The organism is Ruegeria denitrificans (assembly GCF_001458295.1).
In the GTDB taxonomy this organism is placed as follows: domain Bacteria; phylum Pseudomonadota; class Alphaproteobacteria; order Rhodobacterales; family Rhodobacteraceae; genus Ruegeria; species Ruegeria denitrificans.
The window spans coordinates 102,234-124,138 of sequence record NZ_CYUD01000008.1; the positions used below are offsets into that span (position 1 = coordinate 102,234).

The 21,905-nt window shown below is 56.1% G+C and carries 22 protein-coding genes and 1 tRNA gene; 14 read left to right on the forward strand and 9 right to left on the reverse strand.

Annotated elements, in window-relative coordinates; translation table 11 throughout:
* Positions 1 to 3: 3 nt before the first annotated feature.
* On the reverse strand, positions 4 to 507 hold the full coding sequence (gene accB / locus RUE5091_RS13340) for an acetyl-CoA carboxylase biotin carboxyl carrier protein (RefSeq protein WP_058282420.1): 504 nt from the start codon (positions 505 to 507) through the stop codon (positions 4 to 6).
* 151 nt (positions 508 to 658) lie between these two features.
* On the reverse strand, positions 659 to 1,195 hold the full coding sequence (locus RUE5091_RS13345) for a LuxR C-terminal-related transcriptional regulator (RefSeq protein WP_058282421.1): 537 nt from the start codon (positions 1,193 to 1,195) through the stop codon (positions 659 to 661).
* A gap of 206 nt (positions 1,196 to 1,401) precedes the next feature.
* On the opposite strand from RUE5091_RS13345, the gene RUE5091_RS13350 reads away from it, so the two are divergent.
* From RUE5091_RS13350 to RUE5091_RS13370, 5 genes are all read left to right on the forward strand, one after another.
* Positions 1,402 to 2,697 (forward strand): helix-turn-helix transcriptional regulator, encoded by a 1,296-nt coding sequence (locus tag RUE5091_RS13350; RefSeq protein ID WP_058282422.1) that lies wholly within the window; start codon positions 1,402 to 1,404, stop codon positions 2,695 to 2,697.
* Positions 2,698 to 2,772: 75 nt separating this feature from the next.
* Complete coding sequence (locus RUE5091_RS13355; protein ID WP_058282423.1) at positions 2,773 to 3,153, forward strand: response regulator transcription factor; 381 nt, start codon at positions 2,773 to 2,775, stop codon at positions 3,151 to 3,153.
* A complete protein-coding gene (locus tag RUE5091_RS13360; protein WP_058282424.1) occupies positions 3,150 to 3,464 on the forward strand; it encodes a hypothetical protein in 315 nt (104 codons plus the stop codon). Before RUE5091_RS13355 ends, RUE5091_RS13360 begins: the two co-directional genes overlap by 4 nt.
* Positions 3,452 to 6,130 (forward strand): sensor histidine kinase, encoded by a 2,679-nt coding sequence (locus RUE5091_RS13365; RefSeq protein WP_058282425.1) that lies wholly within the window; start codon positions 3,452 to 3,454, stop codon positions 6,128 to 6,130. The genes RUE5091_RS13360 and RUE5091_RS13365 overlap by 13 nt, the downstream gene beginning before the upstream one ends.
* Positions 6,131 to 6,206: 76 nt before the next feature.
* Positions 6,207 to 7,313 carry a FliM/FliN family flagellar motor C-terminal domain-containing protein gene (locus RUE5091_RS13370; protein ID WP_058282426.1) on the forward strand — a complete coding sequence of 369 codons (1,107 nt, stop codon included), beginning with the start codon at positions 6,207 to 6,209 and terminating at the stop codon, positions 7,311 to 7,313.
* Position 7,314: 1 nt separating this feature from the next.
* Here RUE5091_RS13370 and RUE5091_RS13375 read toward each other — a convergent pair whose 3' ends face one another.
* The 4 genes from RUE5091_RS13375 to RUE5091_RS13390 are packed head-to-tail and all read right to left on the reverse strand — an operon-like array spanning position 7,315 to position 9,505.
* Positions 7,315 to 7,746, reverse strand: a complete 432-nt coding sequence (locus tag RUE5091_RS13375) for a protein tyrosine phosphatase family protein (protein WP_058282427.1) — start codon at positions 7,744 to 7,746, stop codon at positions 7,315 to 7,317.
* 9 nt (positions 7,747 to 7,755) lie between these two features.
* Positions 7,756 to 8,187, reverse strand: coding sequence for a DUF6691 family protein (locus RUE5091_RS13380; RefSeq protein WP_058282428.1), 432 nt, complete (start codon positions 8,185 to 8,187; stop codon positions 7,756 to 7,758).
* A complete protein-coding gene (locus RUE5091_RS13385) occupies positions 8,187 to 8,609 on the reverse strand; it encodes a YeeE/YedE family protein (RefSeq protein WP_058282429.1) in 423 nt (140 codons plus the stop codon). The genes RUE5091_RS13380 and RUE5091_RS13385 overlap by 1 nt, the downstream gene beginning before the upstream one ends.
* Before the next feature lie 32 nt (positions 8,610 to 8,641).
* Positions 8,642 to 9,505, reverse strand: coding sequence for an MBL fold metallo-hydrolase (locus RUE5091_RS13390; protein ID WP_058282430.1), 864 nt, complete (start codon positions 9,503 to 9,505; stop codon positions 8,642 to 8,644).
* Between the two features lie 244 nt (positions 9,506 to 9,749).
* Here RUE5091_RS13390 and RUE5091_RS13395 point away from each other — a divergent pair, with 244 nt between their 5' ends.
* Entirely contained in the window at positions 9,750 to 9,965 is a 216-nt protein-coding gene (locus tag RUE5091_RS13395) for a hypothetical protein (RefSeq protein ID WP_058282562.1), read from the forward strand.
* A gap of 9 nt (positions 9,966 to 9,974) precedes the next feature.
* Here RUE5091_RS13395 and RUE5091_RS13400 read toward each other — a convergent pair whose 3' ends face one another.
* Positions 9,975 to 10,193, reverse strand: coding sequence for a hypothetical protein (locus tag RUE5091_RS13400; protein ID WP_058282563.1), 219 nt, complete (start codon positions 10,191 to 10,193; stop codon positions 9,975 to 9,977).
* 161 nt (positions 10,194 to 10,354) lie between these two features.
* On the opposite strand from RUE5091_RS13400, the gene RUE5091_RS13405 reads away from it, so the two are divergent.
* Positions 10,355 to 10,624: a DUF2312 domain-containing protein gene (locus RUE5091_RS13405; protein ID WP_058282431.1), complete on the forward strand. Its 270-nt coding sequence runs from the start codon at positions 10,355 to 10,357 to the stop codon at positions 10,622 to 10,624.
* Between the two features lie 54 nt (positions 10,625 to 10,678).
* Here RUE5091_RS13405 and RUE5091_RS13410 read toward each other — a convergent pair whose 3' ends face one another.
* Positions 10,679 to 11,578, reverse strand: coding sequence for a hypothetical protein (locus tag RUE5091_RS13410; protein ID WP_243470783.1), 900 nt, complete (start codon positions 11,576 to 11,578; stop codon positions 10,679 to 10,681).
* Between the two features lie 158 nt (positions 11,579 to 11,736).
* On the opposite strand from RUE5091_RS13410, the gene RUE5091_RS13415 reads away from it, so the two are divergent.
* The 6 genes from RUE5091_RS13415 to RUE5091_RS13435 all read left to right on the forward strand — a co-directional run bounded on the left by RUE5091_RS13415 (position 11,737) and on the right by RUE5091_RS13435 (position 18,448).
* Positions 11,737 to 11,812, forward strand: a tRNA-Thr gene (locus RUE5091_RS13415).
* A 1,137-nt stretch (positions 11,813 to 12,949) separates the two neighbouring features.
* Positions 12,950 to 13,420: a hypothetical protein gene (locus tag RUE5091_RS23095; protein WP_131726315.1), complete on the forward strand. Its 471-nt coding sequence runs from the start codon at positions 12,950 to 12,952 to the stop codon at positions 13,418 to 13,420.
* Between the two features lie 147 nt (positions 13,421 to 13,567).
* Positions 13,568 to 14,593, forward strand: a complete 1,026-nt coding sequence (locus tag RUE5091_RS13420) for an ABC transporter substrate-binding protein (protein WP_058282433.1) — start codon at positions 13,568 to 13,570, stop codon at positions 14,591 to 14,593.
* Complete coding sequence (locus RUE5091_RS13425; RefSeq protein WP_058282434.1) at positions 14,594 to 16,810, forward strand: ABC transporter permease; 2,217 nt, start codon at positions 14,594 to 14,596, stop codon at positions 16,808 to 16,810.
* On the forward strand, positions 16,807 to 17,880 hold the full coding sequence (locus RUE5091_RS13430) for an ABC transporter ATP-binding protein (protein ID WP_058282435.1): 1,074 nt from the start codon (positions 16,807 to 16,809) through the stop codon (positions 17,878 to 17,880). The genes RUE5091_RS13425 and RUE5091_RS13430 overlap by 4 nt, the downstream gene beginning before the upstream one ends.
* Before the next feature lies 1 nt (position 17,881).
* Positions 17,882 to 18,448 (forward strand): histidine phosphatase family protein, encoded by a 567-nt coding sequence (locus RUE5091_RS13435; RefSeq protein ID WP_058282436.1) that lies wholly within the window; start codon positions 17,882 to 17,884, stop codon positions 18,446 to 18,448.
* A gap of 6 nt (positions 18,449 to 18,454) precedes the next feature.
* Here RUE5091_RS13435 and RUE5091_RS13440 read toward each other — a convergent pair whose 3' ends face one another.
* Positions 18,455 to 19,246, reverse strand: a complete 792-nt coding sequence (locus RUE5091_RS13440; RefSeq protein WP_058282437.1) for an inositol monophosphatase family protein — start codon at positions 19,244 to 19,246, stop codon at positions 18,455 to 18,457.
* Positions 19,247 to 19,712: 466 nt separating this feature from the next.
* Here RUE5091_RS13440 and RUE5091_RS13445 point away from each other — a divergent pair, with 466 nt between their 5' ends.
* A complete protein-coding gene (locus RUE5091_RS13445; protein ID WP_058282438.1) occupies positions 19,713 to 21,563 on the forward strand; it encodes an adenylate/guanylate cyclase domain-containing protein in 1,851 nt (616 codons plus the stop codon).
* The last annotated feature ends 342 nt before the right edge of the window (positions 21,564 to 21,905 follow it).

Genomic DNA, 21,905 nt, shown 5'->3' on the forward strand with positions numbered 1-21,905 from the left:
GCCTTACTCAACGATGACCAGAGGGGTGCCGAATTCCACAGCGTCGCCATCACCCACAAGAATACGCTTGATGGTGCCCGACTTGGGGGCGTGGATGTGGTTCATGGTTTTCATCGCTTCGACGATCAGCAGTGTATCGCCTTCGGACACCGATGCGCCGACCGAGATGAATGAGGGGGCGCCCGGTTCGGGCTGCATGTAGACGGTGCCAACCATAGGCGAGGTCACGGCACCGGGATGGCTGGCCGGATCTTCTTGCGCTGCGGGCGCTTCGGCTGCTGCAGGCGCGGTGGCAGGGGCAGCTAGGGGCGCGGCTGGGGCTGCGGCCGGAACGGCGACCTGAACCGGAGCGGCGGCAACATGGTTCATGCGGCTGACGCGCACGTTCAGGCTGTCTTCTTCGCCATATTCGCGTTTGACCTGCAGTTCGGTCAGATCGTTATCGCGCAGCAATTCGGCCAGTGCCTTGATGAATGCCACATCCGCTTCGTGTTTGGTGTCTGTCATGAGTGTCCTCGACGGTTCCCCTTTGGCCCGTCTGTTCCTGCGGGCTTTGGTCTGATTACGCAGCGTTATAAGCCAAGCGCCCTGTCATGAAAAGTGCAGTCTCGGCCTAGCAGATAAGGGTTGTACCCAAGTTTTCGCGGGGGGGAAGGGGTTACAGCGGCATTCCTGAAAGTTTCGCTACCAACTCGGGTAGTTTACGTGCCCCGAATTTCTCAAGCAGGCGGGCGCGGTAGGCTTCGATCGTGCGATAGCTAAGCCCCAGCTCGACCCCAATCTCCTTTGCCGAAAGGCCGCGGCAGGACATGATAGCAACCTCGCGTTCGCGCGCAGTGAGTTCGACCAGCGGACGTTCTTCCGAGATGTCGGAAAAGCTCCAGATACCGTGGCGGAACGGGTCGTCCGGTGTCAGCGAGCGTCCACGGGCACGGCACCAGAACAAATCACTGTTGCGTCGCCGCATGACCCGTTCGTCTGTGTAATACCCGGTATCACGCATCACCTGAAGGCTGCGCGCGCCAATCCGTTCCCAGTCAGCGACCGAGGGGTACAAATCCAACAAGGGCATGTTGCGATAATCCGCAACCTCGCCTCCGAAGGTGCGGGCAAACTGTAAATTGCAGCGCCGGATCACCCGGTTTTCCAATTCAACCAAGCCGATTGGCGCATATTCAAAGGCAGGGTCACTCATCCGGCTATCGTGCCGGGATTCCAGTGAAATGAGAAGGGGCCGCGCGCAGATTTTGGTTTTGGCAGTCGTCTGGCGTGGTGGTCAGCTTTGTCAAAGCTGTAAAAGCTCTTTGAAAAATGACATGTAACCAATAGAAATACAAAAATAGTTCTGAAAATTACTCAGAAACATAACCAGATGATTTCGCTTTGGGAGGGGGCGATGCTATGCGCGATACGCTGACAGGCAGCCGTATTCGGGAAAGACGCCAGATTGCGGGCATGCGTCAGGCTGAACTGGCGCGGCAGGTCGGGATATCTGCGTCTTATCTGAACCTGATCGAACACAACCGCCGCCGGATTGGTGGCAAGTTGCTGGTCGATATTGCGGCCACATTAGCGGTGGAGCCTTCGGTTTTGACGCAGGGGATCGAGGCGACTTTGATCGCGGCGTTGCGCGAGGCCGCGGCTGATGCTGTTGGTCAGCAGGCTGAACTGGACGGGTTAGAGGAGTTTGCGGGCCGGTTTCCCGGATGGGCGGGCGTGCTGGCGCAAATGCATCAGCGTGTGGTGTCGTTGGAGCGCGCGGTAGAAACCCTGTCCGACAGACTGACCCATGACCCCCATCTGGCGGCATCGATGCACGAGGTCCTGTCGACCGCCGCCGCGATTCGGTCCACCGCCGCCATTCTGGCTGATACGCAGGAACTCGAACCTGAATGGCGGGACCGGTTCCACAGCAACCTGCATCAGGATGCTGAACGTTTGGCGGAAAGCTCGAAGTCGTTGGTGGCTTATTTGGATGAAAGCGATTCTGCCGGTGATCATCGCGGCGTGCCGTTGGAAGATGTCGAGGCGTTTTTCGACGCCAACGGGCACCATTTTCCACAGATTGAACAGGGTGGGGACGGCGCGGATATTGATCTGAGTGAATTGGATTCGGCGGCTGCAAAATCCCTGACGCAGGATTTTCTCGGAATCTATGGCACGGACGCGCGGGCGATGCCGCTGGAGGATGTGCAAGCTGCTCTGGCCGAAGCTGCGCTGGACCCGCTGCAGCTTGCATCCCGGTTTTCGGTCGATCTTGCGACAGTGCTGCGTCGGTTGGCGGCCCTGCCGGAAGGGTATCTGGGCCGTCCGACGGGCTTGGTGGTATGTGATGCGTCCGGCAGCATTCTGTTCAGCAAATCTGTCCCCGGCTTTGCCATGCCGCGCTTTGGCGAAGCCTGCCCCCTTTGGCCCTTGTTTCAGGCCTTGAACCGACCTTTGGTGCCTATCCGGCAACGCATCGTACAGCTAGGCCGGGCGGCGGCTGTTTTCGATTGTTATGCTTATGCTTGGCCGCAATCCGCATCAGGGTATGATGAAGGGCCTGTTTATCGCTCGGTGATGCTGGTGCGTTCGGTCGAAGATGTGGCGCAGAATGAGCAGGCCGTGGCACAGGTTGGGCCCAGTTGCAGGGTTTGTCCGCACAGCGACTGCACGTCGCGGCGTGAACCGTCAATTCTGAGCGAAGGTTTTTGACAGTTTCCTGACACTGCGCGTAAGCTGGCGGCGACGGGTCAGCAAGTCTGTGATCCGTCACGGGGAGGACAGATAATGAGCCGTAAGGTTCTGTTAATTGAGGATGAGCCCAACATCGCCGAGGCCATTCGGTTTTTGCTGACGCGTGAAGGTTGGCAAGTACAAACCCATGGCGAAGGTGCGGATGCGTTGCAGGTTATTCAAGGGGCAAGCCCGGATCTGGTCATTCTGGACGTCATGTTGCCTGGCAAAAGCGGGATGGAGATCCTGCGCGACCTACGCGAACTGGAGGATTTGCAAGGCCTACCGGTTCTGATGTTGACCGCACGCGGCCAATCCCGTGATCGCGAGATGGCAGAAAACGCAGGTGTCAGCCGGTTCATGACCAAGCCGTTTTCCAATACCGAGATGTTGACGGCAGTACGCGACCTGCATGCGCAGGCGACACAATCATGAGCACCGGCGAAGACCGACCGCCTTCAGGTGTCCGGCCTTCGCTGTTTCTTGAACGGCAGAGCTATCGCCGACGCAGGTTGTCGGATGCCGCGCGTCTATTGCCCTTTTTTGGGGCGGCGCTGCTGGCAATTCCGCTTTTGTGGCCTGACGCGTCGGGCGCACAGGAAGGGGTGCCTCTGTCGTCGGCGATCTTTTACATCTTTGCCTGCTGGGCGGGTCTGATTTTGGCCAGTCTGGTCTTTGGCTTTGCCGCCCGGCGTATGGCAAAACATGACGATTCCGAGCCCGAGACGGACCGATGGCCACGCTGAACGTCCTGATTCTGGTCTGCCTCGCCTATGTCGTGCTGCTGTTTGGCGTAGCCTTTGCCGCCGACCGGATGGCGGCAGCGGGGCGGGGGGCGTGGCTGCGGTCTCCGCTGATCTACACGTTGTCGCTGTCGATCTATTGCACGGCCTGGACGTTCTATGGCGCCGTGGGCAATGCCGCGCGTTCGGGGTTGGAATTTGTAACGATCTATCTTGGGCCAACGCTGGTGATGGTCAGCTGGTGGTGGGGCCTGCGCAAACTAGTACGGGTCGGGCGAAGCCAGCGGGTAACGTCAATCGCTGACCTAATTTCCTCGCGCTATGGCAAGTCCAACACACTGGCGATCTGCGTGACCATTCTGGCCGTGTTGGGTGGCACCCCTTATATCGCGCTACAATTGCAATCCATCACCCTGTCGTTTTCGATCTTTGCCGAGGCCGACCCCTCGGGCCTGTACCGCGAAGGGTCCAGCGTCTTTTGGGTGGCAGCGGGGCTGGCCGTCTTTGCCATCCTCTTCGGGACACGGAACCTGGATGCCAATGAACGGCACCACGGGGTTGTGACAGCCATCGCATTGGAATCCGTGGTGAAACTGTTCGCGTTGCTTGCAGTTGGCGCATTTGTGGTCTGGGGGGTCGCAGGGGGCGTGGGCCCGATGATGGATCGGATCGACGCCTCTGAGATCGGTCAGTGGCACGTGGATGCGGGGCGTTGGACCACGTTTATTTTCCTCTCTGCGGCGGCCTTTATCTGCCTGCCGCGCATGTTTCAGGTCATGGTGGTCGAAAACGCGGATGAAGGGCATCTGAGGACCGCCGCCTGGGCCTTTCCGTTGTATCTGCTGTTGATGAGCCTTTTTGTAGTGCCGATTGCGGTTGTTGGTCTGGACTTGATGCCCGAAGGGTCAAACCCCGATCTGTTTGTCCTGACCGTGCCCTTGTCGCAGGGTAATGACTGGTTGGCGATGCTGTCCTTTATCGGTGGATTTTCCTCGGCCACGTCGATGGTCATCGTCACCGCAATGGCATTGTCAACTATGGTCTCGAACCATTTGGTCATGCCGATCTGGTTAAGCACACAGGAGGGCTCCGGTTCGGTTTCGGGCGATGTCCGGAATGTCGTTCTGATGGCGCGCAGAGTGTCGATCGCGGTGATCATGGCATTGGGCTTCTTCTACTATCGCTTATCCGGCGGCGGGGCGGCATTGGCGTCAATCGGGTTGGTGGCCTTTGCAGGGATTTCCCAAATTCTGCCAGCACTGGTTGGCGGTCTGTTCTGGCGCGGGGCAACGCGAACCGGTGCGCTGGTGGGGCTTACGGTGGGCTTCTTACTTTGGATTTACACATTGCTGCTGCCGGGGATGGGCGGTACGCTGATCTCTGACTCGGTCTTGCAAAATGGCCCGTTCGCCTGGGGCTGGCTGCGCCCGCAGGCCCTGTTCGGGATCGAAGGTATGGACCCGATGGTGCACACCGTAATGTGGTCTCTGTCCCTGAATACTGTGGCGTTTTGCGTCGCGTCGCTTCTGAGTTTTCCCAGCCCGTTGGAACGCCTGCAGGGCGCACAATTCGTTAACGTCTTTGATCATTCGGTTGCACCGCGCGGCTGGACTGGTTCGGTGGCGCAGAGCGAAGACCTGATGATCATGACCCAGCGAATTCTGGGTGCAGGCCCCGCGCAAGATTTCTTTCAGGCCGAGGTCGAGCAACAAGGCGGTCGTTCCAATCTGCCAGAACCTACGCCCGCTTTTTTGGAACGTCTGGAACGGGAACTGAGCGGTTCCGTCGGTGCCGCCACAGCGCACGCGATGATCGGACAGATTGTCGGGGGATCATCTGTCTCGGTCGAGGATCTTTTGGCCGTCGCCGATGAATCCGCCCAGATGCTGGAATACTCCAGCCAGCTCGAGGTGAAATCCGCTGAATTGTCCCGCACCGCGCGGCAACTGCGCGAGGCCAATACCAAACTGACGCAAATCTCGGAACAGAAGGACAGCTTCCTTAGCCAAGTCAGTCATGAATTGCGCACCCCTATGACCTCGATCCGTGCCTTTTCCGAGATCATGCGCGACACCGACGGGCTGAGCGCCGAGGAACAGACACGCTATGCCGCAATTATTCATGACGAAGCCCTGCGTCTGACGCGGTTGCTGGACGATCTGTTAGACTTAAGCGTGTTGGAAAGCGGACAGGTCAGCCTGAATGTGGGCGGTGATACGCTTCGCTCGGTTCTGGATCGGGCTGTGTCCAGCGCGTTGGCCGGAACCGGCCAGACTCTGACGGTTCGGCGTTCGAAGGCGTCCGAGCGCATCCCGTTGCAAACCGATCTGGACCGGTTGGGGCAGGTTTTCATCAACCTAATTTCCAACGCTCAGAAATATTGCGATGCCGAAGAGCCCGAACTGACGATCTCGGCCCATGATGTTGGCGGGCAGGTGGTGATTGATTTTGCGGATAATGGCAGCGGCATCCCGCCCGAGGCACGGTCGATGGTGTTTGAGAAATTTGCCCGTGTAGGTGTCGACAAAGCGGGTGGTGCGGGGTTGGGTTTGGCGATCTGTCGCGAGATCATGCAGCGTCTGGGTGGTGAAATAACTTATTTGCCCGGTCAGGGCGGGGCGGCCTTCCGCGTTCGGTTGCCATTGGCCTATCGGCAGGCCGCACAGTGATGCGATTGTAAAGACATTCGTAACCAGCGCCGGGTTAGATCGGGTGTGAGACACAGCAACACACAGCGGTTTTAGCATGACGCAAACGGTCAGCGCAGCTTTGGCGCGCAAGCTATCAGCAGGGCAGGAGGAACAGAGCGACAAGCCGCGTTCGATCTTGCGTGCGTTGCGACTCGCCTTCGCTCGTGCGGCCGGGGACAGGTTGCAGTTACCGTTGACGGTCATTGGCGCTAAACAATCTAACCGAACACCAGACATGTTGGCGGGACCGGTTGGAGAAGACTGGTTACTGCTGCAGTTTGTAAACGGTGACGGGGGTTCTGCTGCAGTCTGCATGGATCTGGGCACCGTTTCGGCTATCGTTCAGGTGCAAACGATTGGCGAGGTGATGGCTGACGACCCTGCACCCCGCGCATTCACGCATACGGACGGGGCCATGGTGGCCCCTTTGGTTGAACAGGTTTTGGTGCGCGCTACAGAACTGGTGGATGTGCCTGTCGATCAGGTCAGCCTGACAGGGTATGAATTTACCTCGCGCCTGTCCGATCTGCGTACAATGTCGCTGGCGATGACCGAAGATACGTATCGGGTGTTCGATCTTACTGTTGAACTGGGTGGTGGCTTGCGACAGGGTCAGATTTCCGTCTTCCTGCCTGATAACCCAGTCAAGGATGAGGACGATATCGCACTAGAAGACGCTGGCCCAAACCTCGAACAGGCTTCGGGTGTCTTGCGGGCAGAGCTGAACACGGTGATCTGTCGCATGACGTTGCCATTGGCGTCACTGTCTCATCTTGTCGTAGGTGACCTGCTACCTCTGATGGGATCACGACTGGATCGTGCCGAGGTCCTGACGATTGACCGCATGCGCACAGCGATTGGCCGCTTAGGGCAGTGTGGTGGAATGCGTGCGGTACGCCTGAACGAATACGCGCCGCTTACCGCGCTGACCCAGTCCGAAGCAGAAGAGTTTCTGGAGGCCCGACGGTCTGTGGTGCCCCATCACGAACCGGACATGACCGCGCAGCCGGAGATGTCACAGATGCCTGTCCCGTTCGACCCAATCGCGCCAGGCGATATCGAAACGAAAATGAATTTCGCCGATTCAGATCAAATGGTTGCCGAGATTTCGCAGCTTGCCGGATTATCGACGGCGACCACCGACCCCAACAATTCAGGCTAGCTCAGTCAGTACCGCCGCGGATCTGCTCAAGGATCGGGCGCAGGTTGTCCAGCGTGTAGCCTGCCTTAGTGGTGGCGTTCAGGATGTCGTTCGCACTCATCCGGTCGCACTGACCCAATGCCCAGACCACGGAACATCGCGTGCCCGATGCGCAATAGGCCAGAACCGGGCCGCTGCAGCTTTCAGCCAACTCGCGTTGCATGGCTACATTTTCCGGCGTCATGGTCTGGTGGGTCAGTTCCAGAACCTCGTATTCCATGCCCGCCGCGCGCACCGCTTCGCCGATTGCATCCGACTGCATGTTCGCTGGAACCTCAACATTGGGACGGTTGCAGATCACTTTGACAAAACCGGCATCGGCGATGGCTGGAACGTCCTCGACCGAGATTTGCGGTGAGACGGCGTAGCGGGGGGTAATCGGGCGAATCTCCATGGCAATTGATTAGGCTGCGTTGGCGGCTCTGTCCAGTTGCGCACCAAGAGTAGGGGCCGCAACCATGCCGGCAATCATGGCAATCAGGAACACAAATCCGCCGATCCCACCGTAGCTGAGCGACGCTAGGGCAGGCCCGGGGCACAATCCCGCCAGCCCCCAGCCCATACCAAACAGAACCGAGCCAAAGATCAGACGACGGCCCAAATCGGGCGCGGATTTTTGCGGAAAATACCCTCCGTTCAGTGGTCGACGGTTTGCTGTCAACCGCCATGCGACCAGCATGGGAACGATTGCGCCCCCCATTACAAAGGCGAGTGTCGGGTCCCATTGTCCGAACACATCCAGCCAGCCCTGCACTTTGGTCGTGTCGGTCATGCCCGAGATTAGCAGGCCGGTTCCGAACAACGCCCCCGCCAAAAGTGAGATCAGAAAACGCATCAGATCAGGCCCCAGACATGGCGCAGCAGGGCAACAGTTATGCCTCCGGCCATGATGTAGACGATGGTCGCGACGATCCCGCGCAAAGAAAACCGGGATATTCCGCAAACACCGTGCCCCGACGTGCACCCGTTTGCGATGCGCGTTCCCAGCCCCACCAACAATCCGGCGATGATCACAACGGTGATATTGCTGGTTAGGTGAGTCTGGACCTCAGGCAAAAGTAGGGGCCGCAGCAGCAAAGGTATTCCGATCACTCCGGCTAAAAATGCCAGCCGTTCAAGTGAGCGATCACTGCCATCGACCAAACCACCCAGAATACCGCTGGCCCCCATGATGCGCCCGTTGCCCAGCAGATAAACGGCTGCGCCCAGACCAATCAGAAGACCTCCGCCGAGGCCCCATATCCATTCAGGTTGCATTGTTGTTCCTTTGCCTGGCTGCGGCCAGCACCTCAGAGTTTATTCAGGGGCAGTTTCAGGAAAACGTCGCCATCTTCATCTGGTGGCGGCATCTGACCTGCGCGCATATTGACCTGCAGCGAGGGAAGGATCAGGCGGGGCATGGGCAGGTTTGCGTCACGGGCGTCGCGCATTTCAACGAATTCTTCGACCGAACGCCCCTGACCAATGTGAACGTTCAGCGCCTTTTGCTCGCCAACGGTTGTTTCCCAGGCGTATTCATCACGCCCCGGGGCCATATAGTCGTGCCCGACAAAGACGCGCGTCTGATCCGGTAGTGCCAGTATCTTCTGGATGGATTCGTACAGCGTTGCGGATGATCCACCCGGGAAATCGCAGCGGGCTGTGCCGAAATCGGGCATAAACAGGGTATCACCGACAAAAGCAGCGTCACCTATCACATAGGTCAGACAAGCCGGAGTGTGGCCGGGCGTATGCAGAACATCACCGCGCAACTGGCCAACATGAAAGCTGTCGCCTTGGCGAAACAGGGCGTCGAACTGGCTGCCGTCGCGTTGAAACTCGGTGCCTTCGTTGAAGATTTTCCCGAAGGTCTCCTGAATGGTGACAATCTGATCACCAATCCCGATCTTGCCGCCCAGCTCTTGCTGCAAATAGGGGGCGGCGGACAGGTGGTCGGCGTGGACATGGCTTTCCAATATCCATTCGACCCGCAGGTTGTTTCTCCGCACATGCTCGACGATTTGATCGGCCGCGCGCGTTCCGGTCCGGCCTGAAGCGTGGTCAAAATCCAAAACGCTGTCGATGATCGCACATGCAAGCCCTTCAGGTTCCTGCGCCAGGTATGAAACCGTAAAAGTTTCGGGGTCGAAAAACGCTTTTACATTCGGTGTCATGTAGCCCTCCGCCGGTGTCTCTAAATCATATATTGATTGCGGAATGTATTACAATCAACACTGTGTGATTTGATGCGCGTCAAAGCAAAGTAGCTGCGTTTCGCGTAAAATATAATCAAATCGCCCCCAGTCGCCAAAACAGCCCGCCGAACAGGCGGTTTTCCGCGCGATTGGATGGCAATCTAAACGGGTCTTAAAACGGTTACATATATCGGACTAAATGAAGGCATTCGGGAGGATGAAAATGTCATCAGTCAATTTATACTCAGAAGCCGAAAAACTTGAAAAAAAGCTAACTGGAGCCTGCCTTGATACACGGCTGGCGTTGCAACCGAGCGTGGCAAAAGTGATTGAGAGGATGCGCCAACAGGGAATGCATGTCCCGTCGCGCCTGCGTCAGCTGGACGCAGCCCTGTGCGAAGATGCAATGGAAGCGCGCTTTGACAACCTGCCCGTTTGAACGCAGCGGTCAGCCGAAGGAAATTCCGACGATCACCACCATCAGGCCGAGCACTGACAAAAACAACGAAGCCAGGTTCCACGGCAGAACACCTTGAACAACGGCGCGCAATTCCTCGTCCGACAGCCCGGACTTGCGCGCCTTCATCACACGCAGGATACACCAGACCAGGCCTACGAGCCCGGCAAGCGACAGGGCGGCGCCGCCCCAGGTGATGAATTCGAACATGGTTCCCCACATTTGCTTGTCAATTCCACCTGCGCTTAGCGGATCGCCACTGGTCATACAAGCCCGGTGGGATTGGGCGCTTGCGGCCCGCGCGGCGGCAATGTATCCGGCGTAGTGCCCGCTACCAAAGCATCAGAAAACCACCTCTGGGAGAGACGTAAATGGATGACATGACCGAAGATCAGGCCACTGCGAACTATCGTGTTACTGCGGGTGAACTGCGCCAGTTCATCGAACGATTCGAACGCCTGGACGCAGAAAAGAAAGACCTAGCGGAACAGCAGAAAGAGGTGATGGCTGAAGCCAAAGCCCGCGGATACGACACCAAGGTCATGCGCAAGGTGATTGCGCTGCGCAAGCGCGACAAAGACGACATCGCCGAAGAAGAAGCCGTGCTTGAGATGTACAAAGAAGCTCTGGGTATGAGCTGAACCGAGGTCGAGCCCGTATGGCCACATTCCAAGCGGGCTCCCAATTGGGTGCACTCAGGGTCTTAAGATACGTACTCCGGAAATTGCGCCAAGGCGTTGAAGATCTTGCTCGTACAATTCGGAAAACGCGTCAACGATATCCGAACTCCAGCCGGGCAGGTCGAGCTCTTCTTCGATTTTATCGGGCTGCGCGTGCTCTTCAAAGATTTGCGCCAGATTTTCATGCCGAACTGTTTTGTCCTGAACTCCAACCCGTTGTGCCAGGGCGTCCACTTTGTTTCGCCCCGTTTCATCCAGTAAGGTTGCCAGCAAGTCATACTCGTCCACCAGGGCGGTATGTTCACCCAGACCTGTCAAAGCTCTCATGATATCCCCCCAGATAAACGGGGTGTCTTCATTGCTCCACAATGTAATCTTTACATTTGGTGCGAGGTCTTGAATGTCTTCGATCATGCCGATCCAGCTAAGGCAGCTCAGGTCGGTGTTTCGAACGATGTCTTCACGTTCGCCTTCCGGCAGCGACATCAAAAGTTTCGGAATAAAGCTGCCTGGGTTTCTGAGCCCCATAAACAGTTCGACCTGATGATCGTCAAAAATCTGCTCTAACAGGGCCATTCTGCGGCCAGCAAACGGATATAACTGCCCTTCACGCAGGGCCGCATTCGCGTCCCCTGCGAACCTTCCGCTGGAAAACACCACCCGCCGGGTGTCTGCTTCGCTAGGAAGAATTCCCTGAATGTTTTGATAGGAGGTTGAATCAAGCGTCTCGATCTCGGCTTGTTCAAAGACAGGTTTGAAGATCCGGTTGTAACGCCGTATGCCAAAAAACTTGACCCCGTTCCCTGTCAGAGTGCCTGAGTTATTCTTCAATGAGTTCAGCACACGACCTTCGTCGGTAAAAGCCGCGCCCGCGTGGATAGCAACCTGCATTTGGGTTCTTTTCCTTGCCTTCAACTCCGTCTGACGGGTTACAGTTTGCGTCTAGAACAGTCAAATCCGCGTCACCTCGCTGCGAGTCATCCAGGCATGACCAGGAAAACAGTCATTCATTATGTAAAGATGAAAAATATGGGCTTGCAGTCCTCAACAAGAGAAAGTAATCGAAGCCAAGTGCCCCTATAGCTCAGCTGGTAGAGCAACTGATTTGTAATCAGTAGGTCCGCGGTTCGAGTCCGTGTGGGGGCACCAGAAAACCCCTTAAAAACAGCGCCTTAACATCCGTCAGGGTGGTTTGACCCAGTACAGTAAGCCCATACTGGGTCGGAATTTGGGACGCTCCCGATTTTGCCTTAGGCTGCGTTTAGCACCTCGCGGGCTTTGTCTGCAGTGGGCAGATTCGCGAACTTGGCATATTTTTGTGTCTGAGTGACCGTCGAGTGACCTAAGAGATGAGACACTTCCTCAAGGCGCATAGCCATCCAACCGACAAGGCCGCGTAGCTCATCGCGCACAGTTGAGATTGGAGCGATGATAGGCAAACATCGCTCAAGTGTAAGTGCGTCGGTTGGATCGGTTATTCGCTTTGTAAGGTAGTCCGCTGCCGCGTATTCCGAGATAATCTTGTGAACTGGCTGATGGGTGTCGAGTGTCTCACCTCTGTTCTTTCAGCGTTTTAGTTTCTTAGTGGTTTTTGTGGAAAGGAAAAGTTGGCGGCCTTCCAAACTGAAGCCAATTTTCTGTCTGTGGGAGTGCAAAGGATAAGGACAGGATTTGCATTCGGTGGGAGAAGTAAATTTCGCCCCCGCTTTTGGCTGAGATCAAAGTTTCCTCTCATTGATCGAAATTTCTGCTCGCAGCTACGAGCCATATGACACTCAGTGCGTGCTGAAGTCGTTGTATGGCGTATCAAGTGCGACTGAACAGTATTTTTCGAGAAGAGCTTGACGCGTGGGATCAATTTCCTCGACGAAGCGATATTCCATTTTACGAACCCGACCCTTTGCTTTTGTGAAAGCGTCGATGAAGACTGGATTCTTCGAAAGACCCGATGGGCAAGCTGGTCGGGACAAGAGCTGACATGCTTCATCTTTTGTGCTGCCAATCACACCGCCCAGGCGTAGTGGGCATTTCGCGCCGTCTAGCGTCGCATCCTTGTCTGAATTCGGTGATCCGCTGGTAATTCTCGAACGTAGAAGTTGCACCCCAAACCTCTGCCCCGCGCTTACTACCCATCCCTTGTGGGCGCGGGATATTTTTGTGACTGCGGCGATCCGGCACGGTGCGGGATACCCATTCGCGCTATCTCTGACTGACTACCACCGACTGAGGCCCGCGCTGCTACTCCAGCACTGTTCCCCTGTCAGCAGCGCGGGTTCTTAATAAGCGATGCCCCACGGGACCACCGAGTTCCGGCTCAATCGGCAGGGCGTGTTCTGGCGGTTCTATTCCGTGTTTGTTCAACCATTCGAAAATCGCCGCCCACTCGTCTTGGACGGACGGCGGACTGCGGTAGGGTCTTATGCGAGCAACGGAGTATCAATTCGCTGCGCCAGCCCCAGCTTTCTGCACATTGCGTCTGCAACAAAAAAGCAAGGACGGAAAGCAGAAGTTCGCCGCAGCCGCGCGCAAGCCAAGTTTTCAGGCGAAAAGCAGACCTTAAATTCGAAATACGATGCTTGCTTCACATTGGAGAGAATGGTCGCATCAGCAAAGGGCAATCTAAACAATACGGCATCAAGAAAATATTCTCGATACTCCAATTTGGTGCTGAAATCTGGCTTGGCGATTCAAAACTCAACGGTGAAAGAAAAGAAGTACTCGTGGAATTTTCTTGCAGAACTAGCAGTACGGTGTTGAGATCGTTTCTGTCATTGGGAGGCTGGTTGGATATTGATCTGGCCAACGCAACAAGATCATCTAGGGACTTTGAGCGACCGCCTCTAACGACGAATTGACGAGTATCGCGCTGGGAATTTCGGCACGACACATAGGGGAGGAAAGAAATTGAAAAATCTGACGACAACGCTGGCGGGATCGCTGATTGCATTTGCGGCTTCGCTTAGTGCGGCACAAGCTGAGAAGCTGACGTTTTATTGCTCGGCACAGGAAGATTGGTGTCAACTCATGGCGCGCAGTTTCGAAGATGCCACCGGCATAGACGTCAATATGACCCGCAAGTCGTCGGGCGAGACGTTTGCACAAATTCGTGCGGAAAGTTCTAACCCTAAAGGCGATGTATGGTGGGGCGGTACCGGTGATCCCCATTTGCAAGCTGCCGAAGAAGGCCTGACGATGGAATACGTGTCGCCGATGCGTGACCAGCTTCACGACTGGGCGATCTCGCAGGCAGAAAGTGCAGGTAACAAAACCATCGGAATTTATTCAGGCGCACTCGGCTACGGTTACAACTCCGACCTTCTGGCCGCGAACAGCTTGCCCGAGCCCGCATGCTGGAAAGACCTGCTGAAGCCCGAATATAAAGGACACGTGCAAATGGCGAACCCGAATTCCTCGGGCACAGCTTATACGACGCTGGCCTCGATGGTTCAGATATTTGGCGAAGACGACGGCTTTAAGTTTATGAAGGGCCTGCACTCGAACATCAACCAATACACCAAGTCGGGTTCAGCCCCAATCAAGGCCGCCGGCCGGGGTGAGAACACCATCGGTATCGTCTTCATGCATGATGCGGTCAAGCAGGCCGTATCAGGTTTTCCAGTCAAGGTCGTGGCCCCATGCGAAGGCACAGGCTATGAGATCGGCTCAATGTCGATCATTGACGGCGCACGAAATGAAGAAGAAGCTAAAAAGTTTTATGACTGGGCGCTCAGCCCCGAGGCCCAGAACCTTGCTCTTGAGGTTAACGCCTTTCAGGTTCCGTCCAACAAAAATGCGGAAACCTCTGAAAGCGCGCCTGACATGAGCCAGATCAAGCTGATTGACTATGACTTCAAAAAGTACGGCTCGTCTGACGAACGCAAGCGACTTTTGCAGAAATGGGACGAAGAGGTCTCTGTGCTGCCTCAATAAGTGACTGACACCACAATAAAGGCGACCCATCCGGTACTGATCTTTTGGATCATTGCCGGGTGGGTCGGTTTCTGCCTGCTGCCATGGTTCATGGTAGAGGATGGCATTTGGTCGTTCGTATGGCTGGTGGACGGATATCCGTTCGACGAAGATCATGCGCCCGCCGCTTTCCTGATCGGACAGGGCGAAAAGCTGTGGCTTGCGCCACTTTTGGTACCGCTTGCCTTACCTTTGTTGATCCTCGGCAAACCGAAGTCTGACCCGCAATATGCGCGCATCCTGATTTTGGCCGGTGCCTTGGGTTTTGGCTGGCTGATTACGCAAGGGTTCTCAATTGGCATTCGCGGGTTCAATTTCGACTGGATGAAGGCGCTGTTCGGAGAACCGAAGATCCGCCAGTTCGGCATGGGATACGGCGCAATGATCTGCGCCACAGCGTTTCTGTTCCTTTTAACTCAGGGTATTGCGGCGCGCGGCTCCATCAACGGCGACGTTTTCGTCGTCAGCGCAATTGGCGGCGTAATCACCATTGTTACAGTTTTCGTCTTCTTTCCAATTGCGAAGATGTTGTTTGCTGCCTTCGTTACCGAAGATGGTGCCTATTCAGTTTCGGTTTTTGCCTCGAAATTCTTTGATGACCGACTTTGGGGCTTGGGTTGTTTTGCCGGTGCCAAATGTGGTGCCGCGTGGAACTCTCTGTTTCTTGCAGTTCTTGTGGGTTTCATCACGACCGTGCTTGGCCTTTGTTTTGCGCTTGTCGTTACACGGTCAGGTTTTCGCTTTAAACGCGGGATGCGCGCGCTGACGGTCTTGCCGATTATCACGCCCCCTTTTGTGATTGGTCTTGCACTGATCCTGTTGTTCGGGCTTTCTGGGTCGGTCACCAGATTTGTTGCCGAGATATTTGGTGTGCAGCCTACGCGCTGGTTATACGGCATGCCCGGGGTGCTGATCGCTCAGACGCTGGCATTTACGCCAATCGCCTTTCTGGTCTTGATCGGGGTGGTCGAAGGGGTGTCGCCTTCGATGGAGGAAGCCGCCCAAACCCTTCGGGCCAATCGTTGGCAAACCTTCAAAACTGTGTCTCTGCCATTGATGCGCCCCGGCCTGGCCAATGCTTTTTTGCTGGGGTTCATCGAATCGATGGCGGATTTTGGCAACCCACTTGTCTTGGGCGGGAATTTTGATGTGCTGTCGACCGAGATATTTTTTGCTATCGTCGGCGCGCAGTACGATCAGGGCCGGGCTGCTGTTCTGGCTATGGTGCTCTTGTTCTTCACACTTTCTGCGTTCTATGCGCAGCGCGCGTGGTTGGGAAAAAAGAGCTATACCACCGTTTCCGGCAAGGGCGACGCGGGTGTACATCCCTTGATGCCAAGGGGCCTTGCCATACCGGTTCTGGGCATTGCAGTTGCCTGGGCGGTTTTCACTGCTGTGGTTTACGGGATGATCATCTACGGAAGTATTGTAGAACTGTGGGGCGTCGATAACTCGCTGACGTTCAAGCACTACGTCACCGCCTTTTCGGTCCGCTTCGAGGAAGAGGGAATTCGCTGGACCGGAGCCGCCTGGGACAGTTTCTGGACCACAATCACCATCGCCGGCATTGCTGCGCCGCTGACGGCCGCCGTGGGGTTGGTCACTGCCTATCTGCTGACACGGCAAAGCTTTGCAGGAAAGAATGCGTTTGAGTTTGGCACGATGCTCTCTTTCGCTATACCCGGCACGGTTATTGGCGTCAGCTATATTCTGGCATTCAACGTGCCCCCGATCGAGATCACTGGCACGGGCGTTATTCTTGTCGTCAGCTTTATCTTCCGCAATATGCCGGTTGGGGTTCGCGCGGGCATTGCGTCTATGTCACAATTAGATAAATCCCTTGACGAGTCTTCGCTGACACTCGGTGCAAACTCCTGGCAGACCTTCAGGCGGGTTATTCTTCCGCTCTTGCGACCGGCTATCCTGGCCGCGTTGGTTTACAGCTTCGTCCGGGCAATGACGGCGATTTCGGCGGTGATATTCCTTGTTTCCGCCGAGTATGACATGGCCACCAGCTACATTATCGGTCGGGTCGAGAACAACGATTACGGTCTTGCAATCGCATACTCCACAACGCTGATCTTCGTGATGCTGGCGGCAGTCGGGATGTTACAAATCCTTGTGGGCCGGGTTCAGATCGGACGGCGCACACAACTCGGGGCTGAGAAAACGACATGACCGAAACGACAATTGCAAGCAAGGCCGCGCCGGTTCGTTTCGAAGGGGTTTCGAAAGTGTTCGGCAAGGATGTGGTGGCCGTCGACAACATCAACCTGCACGTCGAAGCGGGCAAACTGGTGACTCTGTTAGGCCCCTCAGGCTGCGGAAAAACGACGACGTTGCGCATGATCGCAGGCCTGGAAATGGCGACCTCGGGCCGAATTCTTATCGGTGACCGAGACGTGACCAAATTACCTGCCACCGACCGTGACGTGTCGATGGTATTCCAATCCTACGCGCTTTTTCCGCATATGAGCGTGCTAGAAAACGTCATGTATGGGTTGACCTTTTCCGGCTTCGACAAACACGAGTCCCGATCGCGCGCGGTGCATGGGTTAGACTTGGTTGGCCTGAAGGGCTTCGACAACCGTTTGCCAAGCGAACTATCCGGCGGGCAGCAACAGCGCGTAGCCGTCGCTCGTGCATTGGTTTTGGAACCGCAGGTTTTGCTCTTTGACGAGCCTCTCTCGAACCTCGATGCGAAACTGCGTCGCCAGGTGCGCGAAGATATCCGTGCCATTCAGCAAGATCTTGGTCTGACCGTCGTCTATGTGACACACGATCAGGAAGAAGCCCTTGCCGTTTCAGACGAGATTGTCGTCATGCGCAACGCTGCCATCGCTCAGATCGGCTCACCACGCAAACTCTATGATGCGCCGGTTGACCGGTTCGTGGCCGACTTCATTGGTGAGGCAAACCTGATCAATTGCACTATCCTTTCCGTCGAAGGCGGTTTAGCCAAGATCGAGATCGAAGGCTATCAACACTCGCTCCCGTCTCGTGACCTAACGCCTGGACCGGCAACTTTGGCCGTGCGTCCGTCACGGATATTGATTGGAACTGATGCGGGCATCCCGGCCAAAGTTGCCAAGGCCACCTATGTTGGCGTGCGGATGGAGTACACTCTGGCCGGTGCTTTCGGGCAAGTATTTGCTGTGCAGGACGACGTGGATGACCCGCTGGAAATTGGCTCGCAAGTCAAAATGGCTTTTGCTGAACGTGGCCCCGTTCTGTTGCCGGAAGGGTGACGTGGGTAAGCTTTTAGTCGTCTCTCACCCGGAGGTCGTCGTAGAACCTGAGACACCGATCGCCGAATGGGGTTTGAGTGAAATTGGCCGCGCCCGAGCCCACACATTTGCACAAAGTCAGACCATGTCGTGCGTGACAGATATATGGTCCAGCACCGAGCGAAAAGCGTCCGAGACAGCGGCTATCCTTGCAAAGCGTTTGGGGCTGGTCGCGAAATCCGAACCTGGACTGGGAGAGAACGACCGAAGCGCTACCGGGTTCCTTCCTCCCTCGATATTCGAGTCCGCCGCTGACACCTTTTTCGGGGCACCCAATTCCAGCTTTCGTGGCTGGGAAACAGCCCATGCTGCGCAATTGCGCATCGTTCAAACAGTCCTGTCAATCGGCAAAAACCACGACGGAAGAGACCTGGCCATTGTAACCCACGGCGCGGTCGGGACACTGCTTTGGTGCCATCTGGCAGGGAAAGAAATCGACCGGCGTTTTGATCAATCTGGGCAGGGCCACTTCTGGCGCGCGGATATTAAAACTCTTCAACCTGAATTCGGGTGGCGCCCGATTGCCTGAAAGGCGTCATTCGTTCCAAGCGTCGTCGCAGATCATTTTCAAGGTCTCGAACACAGCTGGCGTACCAGCGATCACGCGACCACCGTCCCGGATCATCCGGTCGGCGTCTTGATCCTCGATCTCGCCACCTGCTTCGGCGATCATCAACTGACCGGCAAGGCAATCCCAGGCGTTCATGTGCTCTTCAATGTACCCTAAAAGACGTCCCGCCGCGACATAGGCCAGCGAAAGCGCACCGCTTGCATTGCGATGATAGAGAGCGCCACGTTCGATAAGGGCCGTAATCACCGGAATGACTTTTGATGCTTCGACCCGGTTCGAATAGCCAATCGAGACGGTTCCACTTGCCAGTTCCACGCTTGAGGCAACCTGCATGGCGTGTCCATTCAAAGTGGCGCCTTCGCCTCGTACCGCCACGTAAGTTTCACCAACGTTTGGCTCGAATATCACACCGATCTGCGTCTGATTGTCCGAAACTCCCGCTAAGACAATCGTCCAAGCCGGAATGCCATTGACGAAGTTTGTTGTCCCATCAATCGGATCGATTACCCAATCAAAACCGCTGGAGCCAGCTTTTTCCGCGTGTTCTTCGCCATAAATTCCATCATCGGGAAAAGAGTTCACAATCTTTTGACGAATAAAGGTTTCGACGTTGCGATCCGCCTCGCTGACCCAGTCCTGCGCGCCTTTTTGATCAATGACCAAGGTATCTCTGGTTGCAAAGTACTCTAGTGCAAGCGAGCCCGCCTCTTTGGCTATCGCAACGGCAAAGTTTTTTCGTGCAGTGATGTTATGCATAGGAACGCTCATTTCTGTTAAATGCAACGCCACCTCTAAGGGATTGAATGTCGGAAGACAAAACAGAGTTTGTTAGGCCAAAACCAAATGTCTTCGAGTCCCCTGAGATTCGGCCAAAAGAATATGCCCGTTAAAGCACTCATTCACCTCCGCGCAGTGGAGCCGCACATTGCTCGTGACCAACGTCGACCTTAGGGAGCGCTGCATCGCAGCGATTGAAGTTGTGGCGACGGTCCACTTTGGGCCATCCACAGAGAATCTTGAGGCAAGTGCCGGGAAGATACCGCACCGCGTCTGATGGCGGCTGGAGCCCAGAAGCCGAAATTCGGACCCGGAAAGAATGAGAATGCGGCGTTCGCGAAGACAGTAGGGAATGAGCGCCCCTAAATGTTTGTCCTCACAATATGCATATGCGCCACAAACATTTTGCAGTAATAGTATCGCATGATTTCACCGGTTGGCTTGTATGGCTGAAGAGAGAATTGAGCGTCGACTTGCAGCGGTCTTCGCCGCCGACGTTGTAGGCTATTCTGGATTAATTGAGCGCGACGAAACCGGGACACGCGCGAAACTTAACATGGCATTTGACGAGATTATCGCCCCGGCGCTCGAACGTCATCGAGGGCGCCTCTTCAAGACGATGGGTGATGGGTTTCTTGCCGAGTTCGCCTCGGTAGTCGAGGCCGTCGATTGCGCTGGGGTGATCCAGAAATGCTTTTCGGATGAAAGTGACTTGGTTCTTCGGATCGGGATCAACCTGGGCGATGTGATCGTCGAGGGGGATGATCTGCATGGCGACGGGGTCAATGTCGCCGCGCGGATTGAGGCCTTGGCGGAGCCCGGAGGAATCGCAATCTCGCGCTCGGCCAGAGATCAGATCCGAGACAAGCTGAACGTGACGCTGCACGATCTGGGGGAGGTCGAAGTCAAGAACATCTCTCGCCCGGTTCGTGTGTTCAGTGTGGGCGAACAGGGCAGTGCGCCATCCGCTCAGACACTAACCGCGGCGCGGCGGTTACCGCGATGGCTTCTCGTCGCTGTTGCGGCGTTGGCTCTGCTGTTTGGCGGCGTGCTGGCTTATGATCGCACGCGGCCCGCAGATGTCGAGCCGGCGTCGCTGTCGCGGATGCAGCTGATGCTGCCTAACGAACCCTCGGTCGCGGTTCTGCCTTTCAGATCGCTATCCAGCTCAGAAGACGACGTGCTGCTCACGCGCGCCATGAGCGAAGACCTGACCCGCAGCCTTGCACGCGTCAGGGGCCTATTTGTGATCGCGAGTAGTTCTACCGAACGCTATCGCGATCAGACGACCAGCCCCGCGACAGTCGCTGAGGAGCTTGGCGTGGCGCAGGTCGTGCGTGGCACCTTGCGCCGCGCCGGTGATCGGGTGCGCATTGATGCTGAGTTGATCGACGCCTTGTCCGGGCGCATTGTGTGGAGCGACCGTATCGAACGGGCCTCCGAAGATGTGTTCGATTTGCAGGATGCACTTGTCACGCAGCTTGCCCAGCAATTGTCAGAAGATCTTGAGCGCGTACAAGACCCGCACCGCTTTACAGAAAATCCGGAAGCCTTTTTGCTTTGGGCGCGCGCAGATGAGGCAAGCTGGGTCAACACGCCGGTTTCCTACGAAAGCGCGCGGGCTTTGGCGCAACAGGCTTTGGCCCTGGATCCCGATTTCGTCAGGGCAAAGGCATTGCTCGGCTTTGTTGAAACACAAACCGGGTACTTCCGGCTTGCAGATGATCCGCAAGCCGCGCTGGAGAGGGCACTCGAAATTGGCCGTGAGGTTGTCCGGCTGGCTCCGGATGACTGGTATTCACACCAAGTACTCGCGCAAGCGCTTTTGAACCTGCGCGATTACGAAGGTGCGCTGGTGGAATTCAGGCGTGCGATGGAAATTGAACCGGCCCATCCGCATCTATTGACCCGATCTGCTTTGGCGTTGATTTTTCTTGGCCGCGGTGTGGAAGCAGAAGAGTTGCTGAACCTGTCGGTTCGTTTGAACCCCTATCACAGCTGGCTACCGGACCAGTTGCTAGGTCAGTCCATCTATCTGCAAGGTCGCTATGCAGAGGCGCTGGAACATCTTGAAGTCGCGCGCATCAAGAACCCAAAGTTTATCGGGAACCTGTGGTGGCGTGCTGCGGCTTACGGTCAGCTCGGACAGGACGAAAAGGCGCTTGAAACGGTCAATGCCATTCTGGCGCGCATGCCCGATGCCAGCATCTCGACAAGCTTCATCCAGATCAACGACCCTGTCGGACAGGAACGCTTCCAAAAAGGTCTTCGCGCGGCAGGGCTTCCGGAACAGTAATGCGTTGGTCCAGTCTGAAGTTCGGTTGTGGGGCTCTTCAAATTGGCGGGTCTACGCAGTATCTGCCCTCAGTAGCGTATCCGCCCGGCAGTCGCTGCTATGCCTACATTGCTGCGTCCTGCACGAACCTAAATGAACTCAGGACCCAGAAACTGTTGCCAGATTTGTTGGGTTCTTGCCAAACATGCGCGGGTTCGCTGAGTTTCTTGAGGATGTCGATCTGTTGGGTCAAAACGATCAGTTCCCCAAGGCATCACAAAGCATCTGAATACGCTGAAGCAGGCCGGTTTTGTCGCCACAGCATGGCAAGGGCGAAAAAATTTCACACCCTGGTTGCAGCGC